16 protein-coding genes are annotated in these 21,842 nt (G+C 48.2%); 6 read left to right on the top strand and 10 right to left on the bottom strand.

Annotated elements, in window-relative coordinates; genetic code table 11:
- Positions 1 to 111: 111 nt before the first annotated feature.
- From ACYVE4_RS33300 to ACYVE4_RS33290, 3 genes are all read right to left on the bottom strand, one after another.
- A complete protein-coding gene (locus ACYVE4_RS33300) occupies positions 112 to 1,851 on the bottom strand; it encodes an OmpA family protein (RefSeq protein ID WP_461044742.1) in 1,740 nt (579 codons plus the stop codon).
- Positions 1,852 to 1,933: 82 nt separating this feature from the next.
- Positions 1,934 to 3,997, bottom strand: coding sequence for a caspase family protein (locus ACYVE4_RS33295; RefSeq protein ID WP_461044741.1), 2,064 nt, complete (start codon positions 3,995 to 3,997; stop codon positions 1,934 to 1,936).
- A gap of 331 nt (positions 3,998 to 4,328) precedes the next feature.
- Positions 4,329 to 7,556, bottom strand: coding sequence for a tetratricopeptide repeat protein (locus ACYVE4_RS33290; RefSeq protein WP_461044740.1), 3,228 nt, complete (start codon positions 7,554 to 7,556; stop codon positions 4,329 to 4,331).
- Between the two features lie 159 nt (positions 7,557 to 7,715).
- Between ACYVE4_RS33290 and ACYVE4_RS33285 the strand changes: the two genes are divergently transcribed.
- On the top strand, positions 7,716 to 9,338 hold the full coding sequence (locus ACYVE4_RS33285) for a M48 family metalloprotease (RefSeq protein WP_461044739.1): 1,623 nt from the start codon (positions 7,716 to 7,718) through the stop codon (positions 9,336 to 9,338).
- Between the two features lie 11 nt (positions 9,339 to 9,349).
- Here ACYVE4_RS33285 and ACYVE4_RS33280 read toward each other — a convergent pair whose 3' ends face one another.
- The 3 genes from ACYVE4_RS33280 to ACYVE4_RS33270 form a co-directional block, all read right to left on the bottom strand.
- Positions 9,350 to 10,024, bottom strand: a complete 675-nt coding sequence (locus ACYVE4_RS33280) for a hypothetical protein (RefSeq protein WP_461044738.1) — start codon at positions 10,022 to 10,024, stop codon at positions 9,350 to 9,352.
- 29 nt (positions 10,025 to 10,053) lie between these two features.
- Positions 10,054 to 10,980, bottom strand: a complete 927-nt coding sequence (locus ACYVE4_RS33275; RefSeq protein ID WP_461044737.1) for a hypothetical protein — start codon at positions 10,978 to 10,980, stop codon at positions 10,054 to 10,056.
- A 126-nt stretch (positions 10,981 to 11,106) separates the two neighbouring features.
- Positions 11,107 to 11,304, bottom strand: a complete 198-nt coding sequence (locus tag ACYVE4_RS33270; RefSeq protein WP_461044736.1) for a hypothetical protein — start codon at positions 11,302 to 11,304, stop codon at positions 11,107 to 11,109.
- Positions 11,305 to 11,488: 184 nt separating this feature from the next.
- Here ACYVE4_RS33270 and ACYVE4_RS33265 point away from each other — a divergent pair, with 184 nt between their 5' ends.
- Positions 11,489 to 12,043: an RNA polymerase sigma factor gene (locus tag ACYVE4_RS33265; RefSeq protein WP_461044735.1), complete on the top strand. Its 555-nt coding sequence runs from the start codon at positions 11,489 to 11,491 to the stop codon at positions 12,041 to 12,043.
- Positions 12,044 to 12,072: 29 nt separating this feature from the next.
- Positions 12,073 to 12,780 carry a hypothetical protein gene (locus ACYVE4_RS33260; RefSeq protein ID WP_461044734.1) on the top strand — a complete coding sequence of 236 codons (708 nt, stop codon included), beginning with the start codon at positions 12,073 to 12,075 and terminating at the stop codon, positions 12,778 to 12,780.
- Here ACYVE4_RS33260 and ACYVE4_RS33255 read toward each other — a convergent pair.
- The 4 genes from ACYVE4_RS33255 to ACYVE4_RS33240 form a co-directional block, all read right to left on the bottom strand.
- Complete coding sequence (locus ACYVE4_RS33255; protein WP_461044733.1) at positions 12,707 to 15,388, bottom strand: CHAT domain-containing protein; 2,682 nt, start codon at positions 15,386 to 15,388, stop codon at positions 12,707 to 12,709. The genes ACYVE4_RS33260 and ACYVE4_RS33255 overlap by 74 nt on opposite strands.
- A gap of 283 nt (positions 15,389 to 15,671) precedes the next feature.
- A complete protein-coding gene (locus ACYVE4_RS33250) occupies positions 15,672 to 16,130 on the bottom strand; it encodes a hypothetical protein (protein WP_461044732.1) in 459 nt (152 codons plus the stop codon).
- A gap of 443 nt (positions 16,131 to 16,573) precedes the next feature.
- A complete protein-coding gene (locus tag ACYVE4_RS33245) occupies positions 16,574 to 17,245 on the bottom strand; it encodes a hypothetical protein (RefSeq protein ID WP_461044731.1) in 672 nt (223 codons plus the stop codon).
- A gap of 12 nt (positions 17,246 to 17,257) precedes the next feature.
- Positions 17,258 to 17,881 carry an RNA polymerase sigma factor gene (locus tag ACYVE4_RS33240; RefSeq protein WP_461044730.1) on the bottom strand — a complete coding sequence of 208 codons (624 nt, stop codon included), beginning with the start codon at positions 17,879 to 17,881 and terminating at the stop codon, positions 17,258 to 17,260.
- A gap of 578 nt (positions 17,882 to 18,459) precedes the next feature.
- Here ACYVE4_RS33240 and ACYVE4_RS33235 point away from each other — a divergent pair.
- The 3 genes from ACYVE4_RS33235 to ACYVE4_RS33225 all read left to right on the top strand — a co-directional run bounded on the left by ACYVE4_RS33235 (position 18,460) and on the right by ACYVE4_RS33225 (position 21,637).
- A complete protein-coding gene (locus ACYVE4_RS33235) occupies positions 18,460 to 19,224 on the top strand; it encodes a hypothetical protein (RefSeq protein WP_461044729.1) in 765 nt (254 codons plus the stop codon).
- 317 nt (positions 19,225 to 19,541) lie between these two features.
- Positions 19,542 to 20,591 carry a sensor histidine kinase gene (locus ACYVE4_RS33230; protein WP_461044728.1) on the top strand — a complete coding sequence of 350 codons (1,050 nt, stop codon included), beginning with the start codon at positions 19,542 to 19,544 and terminating at the stop codon, positions 20,589 to 20,591.
- Positions 20,588 to 21,637, top strand: a complete 1,050-nt coding sequence (locus ACYVE4_RS33225; protein ID WP_461044727.1) for a sensor histidine kinase — start codon at positions 20,588 to 20,590, stop codon at positions 21,635 to 21,637. Before ACYVE4_RS33230 ends, ACYVE4_RS33225 begins: the two co-directional genes overlap by 4 nt.
- The last annotated feature ends 205 nt before the right edge of the window (positions 21,638 to 21,842 follow it).

Below are 21,842 nucleotides of genomic sequence, written 5' to 3'. Positions count from 1 at the left end.
GTAAAGCGATTTAAGTATCGTAAATAGGACACATTCATATGGAAATTGAAAAAATTCACCCCTCATACTTGTCAGGTATGAGGGGTGAATTTAAATCAGTAAAAATGCCATTTAGGCTTGTGTAATAGTCATTTCTACCCGTCGATTCAGGGCTTTTTCTGCCGATCCTTGGGGTACAATTGGCTTATCTGGTCCATAGCCGTTCGTACTGATCCGCTTTGATTTGACGCCTTTCTGCATCAGGTATTTTTTGCAGGCAATCGCTCGCTTTTTTGATAATTCAACATTCAGTTTATGCTCACCTTCGTCTGTAGTATGGCCAGCAAGTTCAATCTTTATGGATTCATGGTTTTTCATCCAGGACGCAACTTTATCTAACTCTGCTCTCCCTTCCGGTAGTAATTCACTTTCACTCTGCTCAAAGTGAATATTATCCATGATAAAGCGTTCTCCTTCCCGAATTGTCCTTTCTTCCAGGGCAATGGCCGTGCTGGATTGCGGTTTGGCAATAGGCTGCAAGGAAATTGTAATCGGCTGGCAGTCCTTTCCAGCTTCGATTCGGACACCCATTGTCAAGTTTTCGTACGCTTCGGCGCCCGCTGTCAGGCTCAAGTCCTGTTCCAGACGTAAATTCGGCATACTGAATTGTCCCCGGTCATCGGCTGTAAGGGTTTGCCCTTTCGTAGTAATAGTTGCTCCTGCAATAGCCTTTCCGGTTCGTACGTCAACGACTTTTCCACACAGACTTCGCATCGCTGGCGGAGTTACAGGCTTCTGCACTGACGACGTTGACGTTGGTGGAGTTGTAGAAGTGGTCGGTTTGGAAGGACCAGTTTGGGGCTTGACTTCTGGTTTAACCTCTGGCTTTGTCTTCGGCGGTTCAACCGGATCATTCTGAGCAATGACTGGAGGCATTTCGGGTTCGTAGCCGGTCGTATCATACGGTACATTCGATAACCCAAGACGTTGAGCGCCGGTATTGGCTGGTACGGCTACGTCGTTAGTCGCATCAAATTCAACTTTAGATACCGATTCTGGTACGTAAACCTGAACAATTGTATGACTATAATTCTGGGGAAAATAGCGTACATAATAACCATCGGGGTGTTTAGCCCATCGGCCCCGACGATATTCTGGATTATCAACTCTGGCCGGGCCAGCCAGAACAGCCAGCCGCTCCAAATCCTGAAAACTGGAGCGAGACTGTCCAACAAGGTTACGAATCTGATTTTCGGTCTGCAAGACGCTCCTGACACTGGCCGTTAGCTGGGGCGAATTGATGGTACTCAACGCCAAATCCAGGATCATTCCTTTATTCAGCCTGGCCATATGTTTTGGTTTCATCAATCTTTGGGCGACACTGACCATTTGCGAATTCATTGACCGGAAGTCACACCGAGCAATAATTGCCCACAATAGCACCTGGACGTCTTTCTGATCAATTTCAGAATGTACTTCTGAACGAGTCAGTACTTCCTGAACAATGTCTTTCTGGCGACCCAACAAAGGCGCGAATAAATAACCATCTCCCGAACTTGGGCCGTGTGTTCCTGCTCGTAGGCAATAGCTCCTACTTTTTAGTTCATAAAAACCAGGCCTCAGTACAAACGCGTTTGTACCCGATCGGGGTTGGCGATGCATGGCTCTGAATTTTTGTCCATTTCCAAAATTATCTGCCAGTTCCGAGTATTTAACGGCATCCTGAAAGCTAGTGGTAATGGGTTCATTCTTTATCCATCTGTTGAGAATAAACTCATTGAAAAACGAAGCTGCCTGTTGTGCTGAGACGGAGAACGTACATAAACTCAGCGAAACGAAGATCAATAACCCTACTAAATAAATTTTTCTCATAAAGAATTAGTCAATTAATAGTAATAAACAGTATACTTTTTTTTACTCACCAACTACTCATTCAAAACTATACAAGCGCGAATCAATGCTTCTGTAAATTAGTGCTTCGCTCCTTAAGAATCTCAAATTCAATGTTCTGTGTAGCGATGTTTGCCTCATCAGGGATTGACTGCGATACACCGCCACGCGTACCAACGCCCAGTTTCCCCATGTCATTCGTGTCGTCGTATAAGCGTTTGAGCCGTTGCATTGATCCCCTCGTGGCAGACGCCCCACGGTTATTTCCTACCACATCACGCAGATCGACAGGCTCAGTAGTAACAAAGACTTTAAACGTCTCTTTCCCATAAGGCGGGCTAAAGGCGATGGTACGGCCTGCTAATTTAGACTCGCCGGGATTCACCCGATAATTAGAAGGCTGATCGGACTGGCAATTGGGACCGTTCTGACAAGGAAGGAGCACCTCCACTTTGCCATTCGGCATAATATCCAGCACGGTATAGTAGAGCGTTACCGATCCGGTGTTCGTAAAAAGGAAGGCCGAATTTTCCTGTTCATTGCCCACAAAACTCAGCGTTGATCCGACATAGAAACGGGATGCGTCGGCAAGGGTATCTTCAGGCATTTTACCACCGGGCCGCAACGGAATCAACCGGGCAGAAAACTGAACATTGGCATTTCCCCGCAAATTGAGTTGCTGCAAATATTGACTTTGCGCATAGCGCTGCATCTGTTGGGATAGCTGCGTCAGTTGGGTAATTGGTATCGGGGCATCCAGCGGGGTACCATCGTTCCGGAAAAACTGAACCTGGCTGCCACCGTTCAGGGCTTTTATGTACAAATCTCCTCTACCGGTCGAATCAGTGCCAGCTATAAAACGTACCAGCTTATTTTTCTTTAATTCGGTTTGCACCTGAGTTCGCTGAGTCGGATTGCGCAGGCTATCCAGCTGAATATTGACCGTCAAATCGGCCGATGCGTATTCGGTAACAAACACCCAGTAATTGGCAGAATTGCTCCCAGGTAAGGGTCGGTTTAGTACCACTTCCGCCGAAGCAGGTGTGCTCTTCAGTACGATTCCTGTTGCCAGGATATTACTTGCCAGCGGACTTTGTGTCCCTCCCGGACAGATGACCACGCGGCTAGAATCGAAAAGGCCATTCAGTTGTCCGCTATTGATGCGGAGTCGACTACCGTTATCGCTCACGTTCGAAACGGTTAGGTATTTAGCCTGTTCAACCACATCGCCACCAAACAACCGCCGGTCGACATCACCTTCGATTTGGGGCGTTTGCCCCGGTACTCTGGCTTTCATCACCGACTGAATCCGGGCGAACATGGCTCGATAGCTTTCGCCCGGTTGCGCATGTATCAACGCCTGATTGAACGCGTAAGACAGGGAGCCATAGGGTGTGCGACCCACCCAGCATTCGGAGTTGGCTTCGTGCGCGTTGGCCGCCGAAATAGCTACGTAAGGTGCTACACCTGTCTGGCTAACGGGCTTCTGATACAGAAAGGCGTGATTGGCAGGCTTTTTGGCCCTGGGGTGGTAACCTTTCAGTCGCATCGGGCGTGAACTCCCCCGCAAACGGGCCGTACTTCCCCGTGTGATGGTGCCTGAATGGCAGGCATCGACCAGTAACAGTACATCACCACTTGAGCCTAGTTTTTGGCGAAGCTCATCGAGCAATTTACCCAACTCATCGTCGCGCAGGTGTTGTTCTCCTTTATAGCTTTCAAAGGGGTGATGGGACGACTCAGGGGCGCCGAAACAAACAATTGCTTCATCATAGCGGTCCGATTCGTCGTTGTTATCGTCTGTAATTTGCTGACCGTGCGACGAGAAATGAATTACGATTTTATCACCTTTTTGGGCTGCGTCAATCAGCTCTTTCAGGGCTTTCACAATATTGTCGTGATTGGCATTACTATCCTTAAGGACAGCGACATTCTTATCGCCAAAACCTTGTCGTTCCAGTGCTTTTTTAATCAGTTCAATATCATTTGACGAACTGATCGTTGACCAACCCGTTTTTTGGGGATAGTTACCAATAGCTATGATAAGAGCACGCTTGGTTGGTGGCGCATAGGCCCAACCCAAGACAGCCAAACATAGGCAACACAACAGGAGAAGAGATGCTTTCATAAACAAGTCGTAAAAGGTACTAGTTACGCAAAAAGCAGGAAAGCTGGACCAGTCTTCTGCCCATTACCCATTCGACGATGGTATTTATTCCATCATTCCACCTACAGGCAAAAAGTAACAGGAAATGCATTTTTTTTAATGACGTTGCATTCATTTAACTACTCACCTATCCTGGCCAGATAGTTCAGGAGTCTATCTTCAGGCGTAGTAAGCCGCATCTTTATGCATGTTGAAGGTCATGTAAATACAGGCTTTTTCGGTCCTACATTCACTTTATGATCGAAAAGACCAAACTTTACACAGAACTATCTATTTTTTTGAGTGTCTGAGATTACTGTACGAGGACAAACCCTGCCCAGAAATACGGCTCCTCGTACTGTTCGCGTAGTTGCCGGACAGCCTCATCAAAGGCGGAGCGAACGGTTTGTCCGGGCTTGACATACTCGCGGTAAAAACTTTGGATCAGTAACCGAGTGGGTTTGTCGGGTACTTGCCAGAGACTCATCAGAATGTTTTGTACGCCAGCCATCTTAAAGGCTCGTTGTAGACCATATACCCCCTCGCTGCCTTTCAAATCACCCAGACCTGTTTCGCAGGCGCTTAGTACCACCAGTTCGGTCTGGTTCAAGCGGAGCAGGCTCACATCGTTGGCTGTCAGGATGCCGTCTTCGGTGTTAGGCGTGATTTGCCCATCGCGCCAGAACGCATTAGCTCCCGCTAGGGCCAGCCCTGACCGTATCAGGGCTTCTTTCGATTGCGCGAAGGTATCGCTGCCTCCATCCGTTTTTTGAATGGCAGTGGTAGACTTTGGTGCTTCGTAGAAAAAGCCGTGTGTGGCCAGATGCAGTATCCTTGGCGAGCCTTCGGGTTGTTGGGTAATAGCGTAAAAGGCTTCTTCCGACGCGCGCAAGCCAGTAAGTGTGTCGGGTTGATAGCCATTGCTTGCCAGCAGCGCCCTAACGGCCTGAACCTCTGGTGCAGTGTTTTTTAATTCGTTCCAGGCTGCTCCCCGCGTTTCGCTGGCACGGGTAGCCACCTCATCATCGCGACTTTGGGCCAACCGGAAACGGGCATTGGCCTTCCGATAGGCAGTGGTATCGCGCTCGTAGGTGATGCCTCCCAGTAACAGAGCGCGTTTATTACCATATTGGTATGAGTTTGACAACGCCAATTGACGGGTGCTAGACAGGAGTGTAAGCTGGTATTTCTCGCCTACCCGTTGTGCCGACGTGATGGGGAGGGCGGCCAAATTCAGGCGGTGGAGCATCCCGGCCGGGCTGTAGTAAACCCGCTTTGCGCCCGTGAGCAGGCTGTCCAGCGGTTTCCAGATGAGAGCGTACAGGCTGGGTTGCGGTTTGCCATTGCCTGCACTGACCACCCCGCCCCGGTCAGGGGCTGTATAAAGCCGATCTATATAGCCTGCCCGTCGATCTTCTCCGGGCTTGAGGGCTATCCATTTATCCAGTGCACGCCCCTCTGCCAGGACCACAAAGCGGGGTGTCGACCAACCAGGACGTAGCACCACAGCAGCATAAAAGGTGCTGTCCGTCCAGCCAGGTTGCCAGACCTTTTTACCATCAACCGTACGAAGCCGGCGGTTGTAGTAGTCAAACTGCACAAATTCGATAGCAGCCTCATCAGACTTGAGCGCTTTTTGCACTTGCGGCCACTCCACCCGTAATCCTTCAAACGCTTGCCTATATTCGGGCAGACGCAGCACTAATTGTTGCTCTAATGCAGTGGCCGATCGCTGTAGCGAATCCACACTTCGTTGATCTGTCAGACGCCGATTAAGTTGCTGATTAATCCTCTGTCGTGTGTTATGGAGTTGACTAGCCAGTCGTTGCACGATCGTGTCACGAGCTTGACTCAGTAAGCCGTTGAGCTGCTGGGTGGCCAGCAGCCCCACTCCTTTTCTAAGTAGAGCATCGGTATAATGCTGTCCAGCCAACGCCTGCCCCTTGACTTTATAGGTGAAGGAGTAAACGAAATCACTTCGGTCAAACTCGTATTGAAACTCACCAATAGCCGATTCATTTAGCATACCAATCTGATTTAATAGTTGAGAACGGTATTGCTGGCAGACTTGAAGTATTATGGGCAATGCCTTCTCATATTGTCCCATTAGCTGATATAAATAAGCTAAATTGGTAAGGCTTGTAGCATACTCCGGATGTAGTGTGCCTAGCACTTGCTGGTAAATTTCTCTGGCTTCTTCATACAAGGGCCGTGCCTTTTCATACTGACCCATTTGCTGGTATAAATAAGCTAAATTATTAATACTAGCGGCATAGTTAGGGTGCATTTTGCCTAATACTTGCTGACGAATCTCTCTGGCCTCTTCAAACAAGAGTAAGGCCTTCTTATACTGGCCCATCAACTTGTACAAATAGGCTAAATTGTTGAGACTAGTGGCGTAATTCGGATGCAGTTTGCCTAGCACTTGCTGGTAAATCCCTTTGGCCTCTTCATATAAAGGCAATGCCTTCTCATACTGACCCATCGACTCGTACAAGCCCGCTAAATTGATTAGGCTAGTGGCATAATTCGGATGCAGTGTACCCAACACCTGCTGGTAGATCCCTCTAGCTTCTTCATACAAGGGCCGTGCCTTCTCATACTGACCCATCTGTTGGTACAAACTGGCTAAATTATTGAGACTAGTGGCATAGTCTGGATGCAGTTTGCCTAGCACTTGCTGGTAAATCCCTTTGGTCTCTTCATATAAAGGCAATGCCTTCTCATACTGACCCATTAGCTGATATACGCCAGCTAAATTGATCAGTAAGGTTGCATACGTTGTGTCCTGCTTATCGACAGGTTCGCCGTATATGATACGGATCTGTTCAAAAGCTAAAGAGGCCGGATGGTATTGCCCTTTTTTTTCAAATATTTTAGCAATTGGGATGAGTTGCTTAAAATAGTTCACTACAACGTTATTGTAATTAGAATGCATTTTCTCCAACATTAAACCTCGGCTTATTAGCATAGCGACAATCTCGGTTCGGTTGTTGTTTATAGCTAACACCATCGGGTTTCCGTTAGCTATGGTCAAATTGCCCCCCTTTTCGGCTAGGTACGTTAGCACAGCAAGGTGCCCATTAGCGGCTGCCCATTCTACAGGTGTCCAGCCGTCGTTCTGTTTGGTTTCCGGATTGTATTCCGGCTCGTTAACGGGGAGTTGGAGCGTTTCGAGCAGGTAACGCAGAAGAGAGATTTTGTTGAGTCCTGCAGCAAGCCCAGTAAGATTGCCGTAGTAGGTGCTACTATTCGTGCGGATCACCCCCTGGCATTCGGGTTTGGCCCCAGCTTTAATAAGCGTTTGTACAACAGCCGTGTCGGCTTGGTAGCATGCCCACATTAGGGGTGTAGCGCCGAGCGAGTCGGTAGCATTGGGGTTGACTCCGGCACGCAGGACGGCAATTACAGTCTGGGGATTGTTCTGGCGGATGGCGGCAAGCAGACTTGGGTCAATCTGGGCGTAGGTGGAGAGCGGCAGGAACAATATTCCGAGCACAACTACAGAGCGTAGCCATCTCAGATTCACAGGCGTAGTCATATCCGAATAGAACTGGAAAAGTGTAGTTTTGTATATAAAGCGCCCTAAATTCCGGAGGAATAAGGGCGCTTTTAACCGTGTGGATATAAACAGCAGAAAGCCCTTTTGATACTCTATTCCTCTTTCGACTAAAAAGTAACATTCTCCACCCCAAAATTTATGTTTTTTTTTCTCTTCGTCCACGCCCTACTGTCCTTCCCTACGTTTCTCCCCCCGCCAAAACCTTCTCCTGCCGTCCGCGAACAACGGGTCCGGCAGATGATGGCTCATCTAAGTCGCATCCTGAGTAACTCCCAACCCAAATTGACTAATGGCGGTACTCCTATGCCACTGCAGCTTCAGTTTCTGCCCCAAGGCAAAGGGGATTCGCTCAGGAGCATCTACTATCAGCCGTATTCCCTGGGAGGGAAGGCGCAGATTGTGGTTATGGAAGAATTAGTAACCCATTGCGAGACCTACGGAAGTCGCTCCCGCGATGCGCTGGCCTGCCTGATGGGTCACGAAATGGCGCATCACTACCATCATCACGGCCAACCAGGTATTCAGTTTTCCACGTTGACCGTGCAGGGTGCCAAATCGACGGACCGCATCAATCTCGAAGCAATCGCCGATCAGTCGGGGGTATTTGCCGCCTACTTTTCGGGTTATGATGCGTTTACAGTAGCGCCCCGCATTTATGCTGATATCTATGACCTGTTCCTGCACAAGCGGGAGCCGGCTGGCTATCTCCCGCGTAAACAGCGATTAAAAATGATCGCCGATACGACAATGCGTGTGCGCGAACTGGCTCACTGGTGTGAACTGACGGAGTTTTTCTACCTTCAACGGGACTATCGCTCTGCTTACGCGGCCCTCAGCGAAGTCTTTAACCGCTATCCGGCTCCCATTATCTATAATAATCTGGGGGTTGTGAAGTTAAATCACGCCATTGCGCTGATGGGTACCGTTAAAGACAACCCCCTCCTACGGTTCGCTTTCCCTGTAGAATATGACACCGAAAACAGGTTGTTAACCAGCAAAATACGCGGCAAGAAGGAGGAGTATGAGCAACTTCTGGCCGAGGCCCGCCGTTTGTTTAAAGGAGCGTTGACTAGTCAGCCCCAGTACGAAGCCGCTCAGATTAACCTATCTATCGTTGAACTTCTGAGTAGCGAGTCGAATCATATAGACCAGGCTCGCGCCGTCCTACAGCCCATGCTCAGCACTTCAGGCAAACGCCCCGCCAATGCTGTGCTGATGATGGCCATTACCGAATCTGCCAGGGATAACTCCTTGTCGGCTTTCCAGCTTTTTAACGAAGCCAAACGCCTGGGAGCCTATCGGGCTTCATACAATGAGAACATGGCTAAACCGAAGTGGGTATCTCGGCTGGAGCAGCTTTTTGCATCCTCAAATCAGACAACGAGTAACCCCAGAAAACGGCAACCCCAACCCCCCACCAACTGGAATCAGGGCAAAGCTGTCGGATCGCTAGGTAAGCTGATCGGCACTTCTGCCCAGTACACCCTTACCGACAGCCTGACTCGGTACGAAGTAAGCAGTTTTGTGAACACCGATTTAAAACGTTACAGCCTTGTCCGCTCAACAGTGCAGTCGCTACCAGGATTGCCCATTGGCAGCACTCGACAAACGCTCACGACCCGGTTTGCTCCTCCCATGCGCGAAGTAGCCGGTGCCAGACAAACGGTTTGGCTAGGGTACGGTACCATCCGGTCGGGTCTTTGGCTCGAATACCGCGCTGATGAACTAATTGGCTGGTTGGCTTATGAGCAAGGACAGTAGTTCGGTAGAAATTATTTTGTTAGTGACTTGCGTTCGCCAGCCGTGTCGGATAGGAGTTTGTAAACTGTCCCATCTGGAGCGCGGAGTCGGAAGCCACCCGTCGTGGCATCATCGGAGAGCAGCCACTGTTTCAGGTCACCAGGAGGATCGGTCAGATAGAGCCGCAGACCGGACGGCCCGTTTTCATATTCGAGCGCTCCGAATAGTTTATGCACAAATGTAACTGGACGTGGATTCGCGATGGTAAGTGAATCTGCGCCGAAACCTCCAAATACCTGCTGTCGATAGGGAATACTGGCTGTAATGGTCGGAGGAGCCAATACCCGGTAGCCAAACCAACCCAAACCTAGAACAAGTACTATGCTAGCTGCTAACTCAAGCCAATGTTCTTTCCACCAAGGTTGTTGCTGTTCCCGACCGATTGGAATCACTGGCACATCCTTATCAGGCTCGTTATCAAGTTGATTGGGTAAAGTTTCTTCAGCCAGAAGTTGGTCAATTAGTTGGTTCGTTTCATTCGTTTCCTGCCGATCCAGTTCGGTCATCAGCGCTTTTTGGAGCACTACTTCGGTATAGAAATTCGGATCGTCGGCCATTTTCTGCTCCACCTCCCGACGGCCGTCTTCGTTGAGCAGCCCCAGCAGGTAAGCGTCGATCACTTCGTATTTATTTTCGTCCGTAATCATCGGATTGCATTGCGTTAAAAAATTAATAGCTACTCACCCTCGCTATTCCGGATTTTAGTCTGAATACAGGTATGAAGCCGTTTGACATTTTCGTTTGTCCGGGTATTAACAACCTGCGCATTTGCATACCCTAAAGCGTCAGCAATTTCTTTGCTGTTCATTTTCCCGGATATGAACTCGGTCACTTCATCCGCGCCCATGCTTTCCAGATCGGCATCGGACAAGAACCGGAATCGCAATCGGATAGCCTCCTGCCGTTGCGCGCCTAATTGCTCGAGACACTCCTGCAAAAACTGCAAAAAGGACTTCATCGGCACAGAAATGAGTTCTCCCTCAATCGATAGCGTTATGCTTTCTTCGTCCTCATTTTCCATGGGAATTGGCACGCGCAGAGAGCCAAATTCAGCATCGTCCACATCGATAAACGTCTGCGCCAGTGATTGGAGTTGTACTCGCGTTCCGTATTTATCGGCCTTTCGTTCCGCTCGCAGCTCGTGCAATGCTCTCCCTTTCGCTATCTTCACCAGATAGGCCTGCAATAGCGTTATTAGCGGCTTTCCCCCGCGCACATTCTGAAAGAAAGTATGGAAGGTCTGAGAAATAACGTCGGCTACTACATCGTTTGTCCGGAAGGAATAATGACGCAGGTAAGCGCTTAGGCCAGTCTCATTTTTATCCCAGATCCATTGTTCAGAGGCCCTTTGTTCACGGGTTTGTCCGTTACGGAGTAACCAGATTTGCGCTTGTTCTCGGAAAATCTGTCGGGCGAAAGCAGGCAGGGTTAGTTTTTTTTTCTGGGCAATTCGGAGCGTTCGTTCAAAAACCTCTAAGGTAGATTTGAGCAAAGGCAGGTGGTTATCCACCGGAATCATCGCAAATTCCTTCTGGAGTGTTTGCCGGATAACTAGTAGCGCTTCGCGTAAACGTTGTTCTTTATCGGGTTGGTTGGGTTGCATAAAACCGCTTCGACAGGGTGTGCTGCCGAAGGCAAAGTAATCGATTTCTGCGGGTTAACCCAAACAATAGCAGACGTATAGCTACAAAAAGGCCACGCTACTCCCTGAGTAACGTGGCCGGGCGGATTAGTTGCCTCCTGGTTTTCCGGGCTTTTCGGGCGGATCATCATCTCCGTGGGTACGAACCGCCGTTGAATCCGACGAGGTGGTAGAAGTTGGTGCAACATCCATTTGGTGGCATGCTCCCATTCCCAGGCTCATCGTCAACATAGCAATTCCTGACCACAGACGGACCCGCGTTAACCCAAACATGAGCTTACGCATCGTCGTGCAGATTAAAAGTTGACAATTCGCCGGTCCGGGACGTCCGAAAAGCTTCGGAACCGACTTTCAATGAGAGATTGCAGTCTTTGAAAAAAAATAACAGGCTGGGCTGAAAATTTTTGTTACTTTTTTCAGGAAGCCGGTATAAAGGATAAAGCACCTACCGCCACAGCCAACTTTTCCGATGTCACAGGCCGAAAACGATGTCCTGATTATTGCGTTGCTTGGGTCCGATGAGCCAGCTAAGGTTGAAAAAGGAACCCGATTGCTCACTCAGCTTGCCCGCCCCCTTATTTTTAAGTTTGTGTTAAAAAATAGTGGATCACCGGCCGATGCGGAAGACTTGCTTCAGGAGGTAGCTGTACTGGTCTGGCAACAGATTCGTCAGGGCAAATACACACAGCAATCGGATACCAGTTTACGGGGTTATATATGGACAATTGCTCATAATCAGTGGCTTCGGGAGTTACGCAAGCGCAAGAATCGGCCGACCACCGAGGATTTTCCGGCAGACATTCCACAGGAAGAAGAATCGGCTACTGAAATCAACCTGAAGTTGCTGGAAGGGGCTTTAGCCAGACTAGATAAGACCTGTCGATTTATTCTGGAGGCTTTTTATTTTGAGCAGCTGGATTTAACCGAAATCGCCAAGGTTGTGGGCAAAAGCTACGGAGCCACTAAGGAACAAAAACACCGATGCGTACGCCAGTTACGGGATATTCTAAATAGATTGACCTGAATATAGTATTAGCTACACACCAATAAAAAATGAACTCAGAAAGCACATTACCAATGGAAGACGAGCACAACCTCCCAGATTGGGAACTGATCGAACGATACTACGCAAAAACGCTCTCGGCAGCTGAGCGGGCGCGTGTGGAAGAACAGATGGCTGCTGATCCTCGTTTTCTGGCCGAAGCTGAAGCCTGGCGAGAAGCGGATCGTACGCTACGCGAACTGGCCTTGAGCCGACTGGTGAAACAAACGGTGCAGCAGGAATCACGCCGATTAAAATGGCGAGGGCGTATCCGTCTGGGAGCCGCTACACTCACGGTTGTTTGTTCTGCGGCCTGTTGGGTATTATTTAGTGCTGTAGATATTAGCACCTATCAGCAGGATTTAACCCTGCTCCGACAAATGCGCCCTGATTCGGCTAGTGGCCAGCCTCCTCTGACGACCCGGCAACAGGTTTTTTACCGCGATTTTTTTGATGGCCAGACTTTTCTGGCAGATGGTCAGCCTGCATTGGCCATTCCTTATTTTGAACGGACACTTGCCATACCCGACCTACGCCCTTATTTTCGTCAGGCAGTGGAATGGCAGTTGGTTAATGCGTATTTACAGAACAACCAGCCTGATAATGCCTATGCAACTTACCAACGTCTGGTCGCTTCTGGCGAACCTATTTATCCGCTTCGTACCGTTGATCGGTTGAGGGTACAGTGGCAAATCGGCTGGAAAAAACTCGTCGACTAATCACCCAGCCAACGACTCCCAAGCTTACTATACCCAACACAAGCAACAGGTATTCATACCATCGGTTTATACTAAAGGCAAGTGGTGGTGGGTAGATTGGCGTATTTTGTCCCATCAGAATCAGATGTGCCCAGTAGAATGGCGGTGCAAATCCTCCAACGTTGCCTTCTTTTTCCAAAAAGGCTAGTTTGGCTTGTTGTAAGGCTACATCAACGGGCTGTCCCTGCCGAAGTCGTTCGTAAAACAAAGCACTCAACCGCGTGGTCGAAAGGTCGTTAACTTTCCAGAGTGAGGTCAGTACCGCCGGGCATCCTACCTGTGCAAAAACGCGGGCCAGGCTCAGCTGACCCTCTGAATCATGAACGCGCCCGACACCAGTCTGGCAAGCACTCAGCACGGCTAAACGGAGATGGGTTAGCGATAACCGGGCAATTTCGTGGGCATAAAGCCGATGGGCGTTTGTCGACGGAAAGAACGAGATATAGGACTGGGCTGGATTAGGATTCGATTGTGCATGGGTGGCCAGGTGGATCAGATTATGGCGCGATATCAATTCAAGAAATGCCTGTTTACTCGCATTTACTCCGAGGGAAATGGTACCGCCAGACACACTCACCTCCGCCCGTGAAGCATCGAGTAGATCGTAGCCTCGTTGCTGAAGGGTAGGTAAAGATGCCGCATCAGGGGCAAAAGGTGCCATACTGAGTACTGAGGGATCTGTGCGGGGCTGTAATGGCTCTGGGCCAAGCGCTGTACGGCCAGAATAGGCATAGCCGACGCTATAACGACGCAGCAGGTAGCTACCGGGTTGGCGACTAGTCTCCAAAACCTCAAACGGAAGGCGATGCAACATCCCATCGCGGACGATTATCAATCGGGAAATGCCAGTCAATGTAGGCAAAGCAGGTACAAAAAGGGCTTGATATAATTGGTGTGCAACCGCATTACCCTCGTATGGGAATGGATCGGATGGCCGATCAATCATCTGCTGCAACGAATCGCATAGTGTGCGGAGTTGATTCTGAGGAACAGGGAGGTTGAGAACTGTCACCGTTGAGGAGCGCAGCACGGTCAATAATAGCCCATTGGAGGTTAGGCTGTAGTGCAACAAGGCCGCGTTGGTTGGTAACCGGGACCGTAGTTGCATCGGATCGATAAACGGAGACGCTGGTTTTACCAGCTTTTCCGAACCGGTAGAAACCGATTGCTGCTCGGCCAGGACGGCGGCTTTGCTTTGCTCCTGTATCTGCAGAATCAAGCGTAAATCAGTTGTTTTTTGGGTCTGCGTCCATTGTCGGTAAACAGCGGCCAATCCGGCCTGAAAAGCAGGCCTAATCTCCTGCTGCAAAAACAGTTTAGATAGTTCAGACCGAAAAGCCCACTGGCACTGTTCTGTCAGCCAGAAGGTTTGCTGATAGGTGCGAATGGCCCGCTGCAAGGCGGTAGAACCACCGCCCTGGAGAGCTATCTGATGCCATAAATCGGCTTTCCAACGGAGTGCCTGAATCAATCCGGGGCCGTTGATTACCTTGTCTAAATCTGGTCGGGTCGTTTCTTCTAAAAAGCCTCTGCCTACGGCTTCAATAGCGGCCTCTGCATACGTGAGGGCTTTGCTATTTTGCCGATGACGGAGAGCTAGCTGACTCAACAGGCGCCAGGTGTAGGCTGGCAATGTACCCGTTTTGCTGGTGACTGCGCCCAGTGCCAGCGTTCGACGTAGATAGGTTTCAGCTGTAGCCCACTGCGTTCGCTGCAGATAGTATTGCCCCCACCCCTGCCAGACGTACCGATCAAATTCGGGGTTAGGTTGGGCAAAGTTGTTGCGAATGCGAGTGGCTTGTTGAAGCAGGACCTGGGCGGAGTCGGGTTGTTGTTGTTTGAGGTAAAAGTCTGCGGCACTTACCAGAAGCCATCCACGGGTAATATCGCGGGCCGGATAGTGACTCAACGAAGCTCGAAATAGTCGCTCAGCTTCCGCAAAACGGGTCGTCCGCCAGTACAGTAAAGCGAGTTGATTTTCAGCGGTAGCCCGGCTCCTCACCGACTGTGCTTTATTCAACAAACTGATTCGCTCTCGAAGATAGGTTTCGGCAAGTCCATAGTCGCTCTGTTCAGTAGCCCACAAAGCCCGATTTCCATAATAGGCGGCTACATAAAGTGGGGTTTGCTGGGCAATCTGTGGAATTTGTTCCAGCATTTCTTCGGCTAAATTCCAGTATCGCCGGGTCGAATCAGGTTTAGTTGTCTGATGAAACATTTCGCCCAGGCTGGCAAGCAGTTTAAACCGAGTGGTATCGGAGAGTGACTTGTTCCTTCCTCCCAGGCCTAGCCCCTGCCGACAGATAGCAATGGCAGGTGTATACTGATCATCGAGATAATAGACGGTAGCCATGTCGACACAGGTGCTGGCTGCATAATCAGGATGGCCGGTGCGAAGAGCTTCGTCGTATGCCTGTTGATATAGGCTAAGTGCTTTTTTTGGGTTTGTGCTCAATATGCTCTGCGCTTTTTGCCAAAACTGATAGGCCCTGGAAGACTGTGCCCAGAGTGGGTTGCTTCTCCACAATCCACTGACGAATACAATGCCAAGAATAATGCGACAGATCATTACCAAAGCTACTAATCCATTAGCTTTCAGTACAAGGGAAACATTTTTTTTCGTAGAAAACGGTTACTTTTTATAGATTGAGGAAGTGTCTTACTGATAATAAATTCCGGGCCAGTCCACAACGGCTTTGGCAGGCACCATCCTCAGGGAGAGTTCCTGCTGATGCCCATTGCACCAAAATCTAATGAAGGAATGATTGTTGAAACAAGGCGGACACCTGATCGGTAAACAAAGCAGTAGGAAGGAAAACTTCCCTTCCTACTGTCGTCTGGCTAATCTACATTTAGTTTTCGCTGTTGGCGGCTATCTCCAGTACTGTCCCCAACACGAGGCCGGTCAGATTGTGCTGACGGGTGCAATCATTTAGACCCGTTATTTCAAAGTTGTATTTACCACCATTAACACCTACAGAGAGATTCCCCTGTACTCCTACACGACAGGCATCGCCACATAACATACAGCTTTGCCCATTCCAGTAACCCGACATATTAATCGTGTACTGCTGACTATCAGCATCATACTCCCAATTGTGCACCTCATAAATCGGTTCACTGCCTGTGTTTGGATAATAACGGGCCATCAATTGTGGCACCACCTGGCTGGCATACGAGTTAACATCCCGATCACTGCCCTTAAAAGGAGGGGTACTTTCTTTATTAGTAGAGCATTGAGTCAGTAAACCGATCAGGAGCATCATTGCCCCCCATAACACAAGCGGACGAAAGAAACAGGACGGATTCATATACAATGAAATGTTTAGTGAGAACCGTCAGAGAACCTCCCTGACATCTGTTAATGCCCTGCTACACTAAACGTTACATCAACGCCCAATTAAATTTTCCTTTATTCATCCAGCAGCGTTTTGGTCTTTCCTGTATCGACTAGTGGTGTTGCCCCAGCCAGACTAAATCCACTAAAACCTGCTTTTGCGCTAGTATAGCGCCTACAACTGTCGTATAAATTCTTCAAAGTAGATTATTCATAACCAGCCAGTCGTGTGAATGAGGCCGAAATGCTTAGTTTCTTTTATCCAGTCTCCAAGTTTGCCCTACTCGATTAGAACAAAAGCCTGAGTGCGAAGAGGGTAAACCTATATTTAATCAAAAGACCAGGCAGTACTGACACACATAAAAACAGGCGTACCTTTTATAAGGGTACGCCTGTGTAAATTCATTGGCGGGGTAACTACTTTCCCATCAAATCCGTTTTTGAGGTCGCGTTTTTATTTAGCTTATACACTGTATCATTTACCCGTATCTGATACATAGTAGCCGAATCGGCGGATGGGTGGACAATGAGCGTCAGCGCTTCGGCACGGAAAGCATCGCCGTAAAGTTGCAGCGTATCGTTGCGGAATCGGTACTGCGGTTGGTTGGCAGGGCCGGGTGAAAGCAGTACTGTTGTGGAAGACGTTTCTACGGAGTCGGCACCAGCAAGGCCAAAAGTAGGTGTTATGGTTTGCTGCGTGATGGTAGCCGGTTTTCCCTGGTCGGCAAGGTCAGTGCCAGGCATTCGGTTCAGTTGCCAGACTAACAGGCTGAGCGTAAGTACGGCTACAACGGAGGCTGCGGCTGCCCATTTCATTGGTACGGGTCGGCCAAATAGCTGGAATACCCCCTCGTTGGTATCAATAGTTTCCTTATCCAGCATCTCGGTATGATACTGATTAAACTTATCGCGGAGTCGCTCGTGCTGCCCCTGTCGGACGGCCTGTCGGATTCGGCGTTCCAATTCAGCTTCGCGCCGGAATTCGAGATCAGTTTGAGCCAGATGGCGAAACTCGACCAGGTCGTCGCCTTGTAGAGTGCGCTCGGCATACATCTGGAGCAGTTGCTGTTTGCGTGTTTGTGAGTTCATTACGTATGTAGTTTACTGATCTTTGTTTCGATTTAAAAAATAGTCTTTTACTTCCGCCAAACACCGTTTGGCTCGCTGTCGGAGGGTTCCGGCTTTCTGATTGGTTTCTTCTGCCATTTCCTCGTACTTGATTTGCCCCATATAGTGATCCAGCAACAAATCGCGGCAGGGATTGTCCATCGTTTTGATATAGTCGAGTACTTCATCTATGGATGGTAGTTCGCTCGAATCGAACGGGTTTTCAACGCCATCCGTCCCTATAAACCCCAGCCCATCCAGTGCATCATCTTCTTCCTCCCCATCGCCATTATACAGTGGGTCAGGTTCATAAGGAATATTCTTTCCTCTTTTCTTATTGATATCCCACCAAGTGTATTTGGCAACGGCAAACGCGTAGGTCCGTATCCTAACCTGTAGGGTGTGCAATTTATTACTTAGTGTAACCATAGCTATCTGATGCACTTCTCTGGCATCGTCATCGCTGCCCCCCTGGCCGAGCACATAGCTACTTATGAATGGCCAGTTCTCCAGGTAAACCTGCCTCCAGGCAGCATCGTTACCTTGAATGAGGGCCTCGATTAGTTCGTATTCATTGCTCCAGGTTGTTTTTCTGGAGCCTGAAATGGTATTTGCCATAGGAATAAAAAGATGGTTTTGACAATAAGCCGTTCTAACAATCCGGTTAGCTTCGGTCCACCGTCCTTCACCAAAACACCAAGAAAATGAGAGTCTTATGAGCAATTATCTCCACCATGTTCCTGGCCCTGATGTGGACGTTAGTATTCCTTTATATCCGATTAGCCGTTATGTTACATGATTTTGAAAAAATATTTTTAACAAACTGGATTCGACCATCTTCCTTTCGAAATTCCGTTGACCCTGTGGGGGTATCGTACTGGTTTATAGTCATCTCGTCCAAACGTTACAGCGTTGGCGAAAAAATTGAACTACATGCATTACGTTTTCAGCTTTCCGGAATAAATCATACAGAAACCAACGATCTGCCAGTACCTACTCGCTACTACTCACGGGTTTTCTTCCCCGATTCTAACACAATCTAAATCTGGTTGGGCAGATACGTATCGGAGCGCAACCCAGTTGAATTAGTAGAAAACCTTGGTTATGATGTGTTGGGAACTGTTGGTGATTCTGAACGTGTAACATTTTGGCTCTTTTCGCATAACAGACAAAACTGTTAATAAAGAGAAGAAACCATGAACCAACAAAATGTTGCCAACAAAACCACACCCTTTCAACTCAAACGGATTCTTAGTACTACACTAGCTCTTCTGGCTTACCTCACTGGACTGATATTTGTCCCCGGTTTTTTAGTTGCTTCCCTCGTCGATGCGTTTATTCCACTAAAGGCGGGTCCGCTCTGGGGATATACCTTATTGGTCAGCATACTCTTATTGAGCTTATCCTGTTGGCATAGCCAGCCTGATTTACGATGGGGCCTGATCCGCTACGCGATCGGCTCAGCGGCCACATTTCTGGGGTTAGTAATCATATCTCTATTTGCATCTGGACATATTTTTTACGGTTATAGCCTACAAAAGATGGTTGAGGTATCAGAATCCGACTTCGTACAAATTGAACAGAAACGAGGGCGCCTACCATCCTTTACTGCCGTCGATAGCACTATTACCCGTAATAAAGGCCTGGAAGTGGAAGACGATCAGGTTAGTCGATATCTCGTTTTGGATGCCTGCAACGTGCTGAACAATAGTCGATTTACAGGCATGAACGGATTATATTATCTGCGTTTGTTTAATCAACAGGGAAATACCTTCGAATTTACGGGGAAGGTTGAGGCTCGCGATGTAAATGGCAAGCTTCGTAAAAACGGCAATAAACTCACTATCTTCAATGGCAATGTGACAGGCGAATTCACACTTCTAAACAATTGCCAGGAAATCACCGGCCATTTTCAGGACGAATTCGGCGGTGATATTTCCTTTGATTATGCCCGGCGATAAGAGCTAATTCTGGCTAGAATCGGCGGTGTAACCCGAAAGATTCAAGGCTGACGAATCGGATACGGTTCATTTCGCGACTTTTCCGCTTACTACGGAGTTGGGCCAAATCAGGATAATTACCTGGATGTTTGCCGTTGGTCATTTAAATACTAGCTTTTTACACTATTTCTCTATTATTTGAACTATGCTATCACAGATGTACTATTAAACTGGAGTAGCGTAAAAATGTAGGTTTACTTGCAAAGCTTTTAGCAATTTTACACGAACAATGATCTGTCAATTTGATCGATTTTATTTCCTAGACTCTAATCCTATTCGTGAAAGGCTTCGATGATAGAAAAATACGAGTTATCGGTCCGCTGATCCTGTTTTTGATCGGTACTTTATTCTTTCGATTAGACTGGTACCTGGAATTATCGACAAAGGGCGTATTGACATCCAATTTCATTGCCCTGGCAGCGGGTTACACCTGCTGGAATCTCGTTCGCTGGGTTCTGATTCAATTACAAAAGCAATATCCGGGTTTGGCCAATACCCGCCGACGGCTGTTCTGGATGGCTCTGATCATGCCAGTATTGGTCAATTTTGCCTGGCTAATCCGACAAGTGGCTCATGTTGCTTTCAACAATACTCCTTTCTCGACCCAAACACTTCCTAACTATACTTATTCATTAGGTATTCAGATTTTTTACCATTCCGTCTACTTCATCATTTACGAAGGCAGTTATATACTGCGGGCCTGGCAGCAGGCTTACGAGCATAATGAACACTTAAAAAAGGCTAAATTGAGGCATCAGCTCGACACACTGAAAAGTCAGATCAATCCGCATTTTCTGTTCAACAGCCTGAATTCGCTGTCGATGCTGATCTATGAAAATCCCGACCGGGCTGAAGCATTTGTTGATGAACTCAGCAGTGTGTATCGTTATTTGCTCCGAGCCAATGAACACTCACTTACGACGTTGAGTCGTGAATTGCAGTTTATCAAATCCTATTTTCAGTTACTGAAAACCCGATATGGGGCCGGTATCGATTTACACATAGCGGTCGATAATTGGCAACTGGAGCGTCGTCTGCCTCCACTTACGTTGCAGCTGCTCGTTGAGAATGCCGTCAAACACAACATTATTCTCCCTGATCGACCACTGGTTATTGACATTCTGACCCAGGATTCGCGATTGATTGTACAGAATAATCTGCAACGCAAAACAGGCGCTGTTCCTTCTCATAAAGTCGGTCTGGCTCATATTGCGGCTAAATACCGGCTGCTGGAACAACGCGACATTCTGATTCAGGAAACGAATGGGTTGTTTGTTGTTATATTGCCTTTACTGGCTGAACAACCTGAATCTACAGCGACCCTATGAACTCGTTCAATGACAGCCGACTTCGCCTACTGGGCCCTATCGGTCTTTACGTGTTTGTAAGCCTGTTTTTTCGGCTCGACTTATACCTTACGCTCCCAATCAGATCGTTGCTTACGAATGTGGTCATTGCGCTATCAGCTGGTATTATCTGCTGGCAGTTGGCTCGGTGGGCCGTTATTGCTATTCAGCAACGCCATCCGGGTTTAGCCAATACGCGTCAGCGATTATTGTGGCTGTTAGCCGTTCTACCCGTATTGGTTGGTTTTGCCTGGCTTCTGCGCCATATTATCCGCTTTCTGCTCGAAGGAACGTTTCAGTATTTTACCAGTGCCATTGAGCTGAGCCGAAATATTGGCATTCAGATTTTCTACCACTTTATTTATTTCGCTATCTACGAAGGGTTGTATATCCTGAAAGAATGGCAGCGCGAAACCATAGAAACCAATACGTTGGAAAAAGTGTCGCTGCAAAGCCAGCTTACGTCGCTTCAACAGCAAGTTAATCCACACTTCCTGTTCAACAGTCTGAACTCACTGTCGTCACTAATTGGCGAAAATCCTGTTGAGGCTGATGCGTTTCTAGGCGAACTGACGGCGGTTTTTCGCTACTTACTGCAAGCCAGCGATCATCAATTGGTATCACTGAACGACGAACTTGATTTTATTCGTTCCTATTTTCACCTGCTACAAACGCGCTATCAGACGGGTTTACGACTGGAGATTGACATTGAGCCGTCGACCGAGCGTCGGCTCATTCCACCGTTGGCACTTCAAGTACTGGTTGAAAACGCCGTACGCTATAACGTATTATTGCCCGAAAAGCCCCTTCATATTCGCATTTACACGACAGACGATCATCGTCTCTTTGTAGCCAACACCCTTCAGCGTAAGATTCTCCGCGTAGACATAGCTGGGGCCGGACTGGGCAATCTAGCCACCCATTACCAGCTATTAAATGAAGGTGAACTAATGATTGAAGAGCAACCAGGATGGTTTGTCGTTAGCCTACCATTGATGAGCGAAAAAAGGTTAGCAGAGATTGAATAAGCGTATATAAGGCCCGTATACGCTAAAAAATCGTATACAGATAGATATCCCCCAGATCAACTAATCGGCTTTCTAATATGTCAGCACTATAAATCTCCCGTTAAATCAACAAATTGGTTCAGTTTTTGCGCGCTTCAAGCCCCCCTCATAATCCAGGCTATTTTCGAATCGTTTGTAAACGGCCTTAATTCAATGAAATACTACG

This window comes from Spirosoma harenae, from assembly GCF_054776975.1.
This window is presented reverse-complemented; position numbering and strand designations above follow the sequence as displayed.

Bases quoted from the DNA above. Each gene is read 5' to 3' on its own strand.
- ACYVE4_RS33245 (WP_461044731.1), bottom strand. From the start codon at position 17,245: ATGAACTCACAAACACGCAAACAGCAACTGCTCCAGATGTATGCCGAG.
- ACYVE4_RS33285 (WP_461044739.1), top strand. From the start codon at position 7,716: ATGTTTTTTTTTCTCTTCGTCCACGCCCTACTGTCCTTCCCTACGTTT.
- ACYVE4_RS33260 (WP_461044734.1), top strand. From the start codon at position 12,073: ATGAACTCAGAAAGCACATTACCAATGGAAGACGAGCACAACCTCCCA.
- ACYVE4_RS33295 (WP_461044741.1), bottom strand. From the start codon at position 3,997: ATGAAAGCATCTCTTCTCCTGTTGTGTTGCCTATGTTTGGCTGTCTTG.
- ACYVE4_RS33235 (WP_461044729.1), top strand. From the start codon at position 18,460: ATGAACCAACAAAATGTTGCCAACAAAACCACACCCTTTCAACTCAAA.
- ACYVE4_RS33255 (WP_461044733.1), bottom strand. From the start codon at position 15,388: ATGATCTGTCGCATTATTCTTGGCATTGTATTCGTCAGTGGATTGTGG.
- ACYVE4_RS33250 (WP_461044732.1), bottom strand. From the start codon at position 16,130: ATGAATCCGTCCTGTTTCTTTCGTCCGCTTGTGTTATGGGGGGCAATG.
- ACYVE4_RS33240 (WP_461044730.1), bottom strand. From the start codon at position 17,881: ATGGCAAATACCATTTCAGGCTCCAGAAAAACAACCTGGAGCAATGAA.
- ACYVE4_RS33280 (WP_461044738.1), bottom strand. From the start codon at position 10,024: ATGATTACGGACGAAAATAAATACGAAGTGATCGACGCTTACCTGCTG.
- ACYVE4_RS33225 (WP_461044727.1), top strand. From the start codon at position 20,588: ATGAACTCGTTCAATGACAGCCGACTTCGCCTACTGGGCCCTATCGGT.
- ACYVE4_RS33275 (WP_461044737.1), bottom strand. From the start codon at position 10,980: ATGCAACCCAACCAACCCGATAAAGAACAACGTTTACGCGAAGCGCTA.
- ACYVE4_RS33290 (WP_461044740.1), bottom strand. From the start codon at position 7,556: ATGACTACGCCTGTGAATCTGAGATGGCTACGCTCTGTAGTTGTGCTC.
- ACYVE4_RS33300 (WP_461044742.1), bottom strand. From the start codon at position 1,851: ATGAGAAAAATTTATTTAGTAGGGTTATTGATCTTCGTTTCGCTGAGT.
- ACYVE4_RS33270 (WP_461044736.1), bottom strand. From the start codon at position 11,304: ATGCGTAAGCTCATGTTTGGGTTAACGCGGGTCCGTCTGTGGTCAGGA.
- ACYVE4_RS33265 (WP_461044735.1), top strand. From the start codon at position 11,489: ATGTCACAGGCCGAAAACGATGTCCTGATTATTGCGTTGCTTGGGTCC.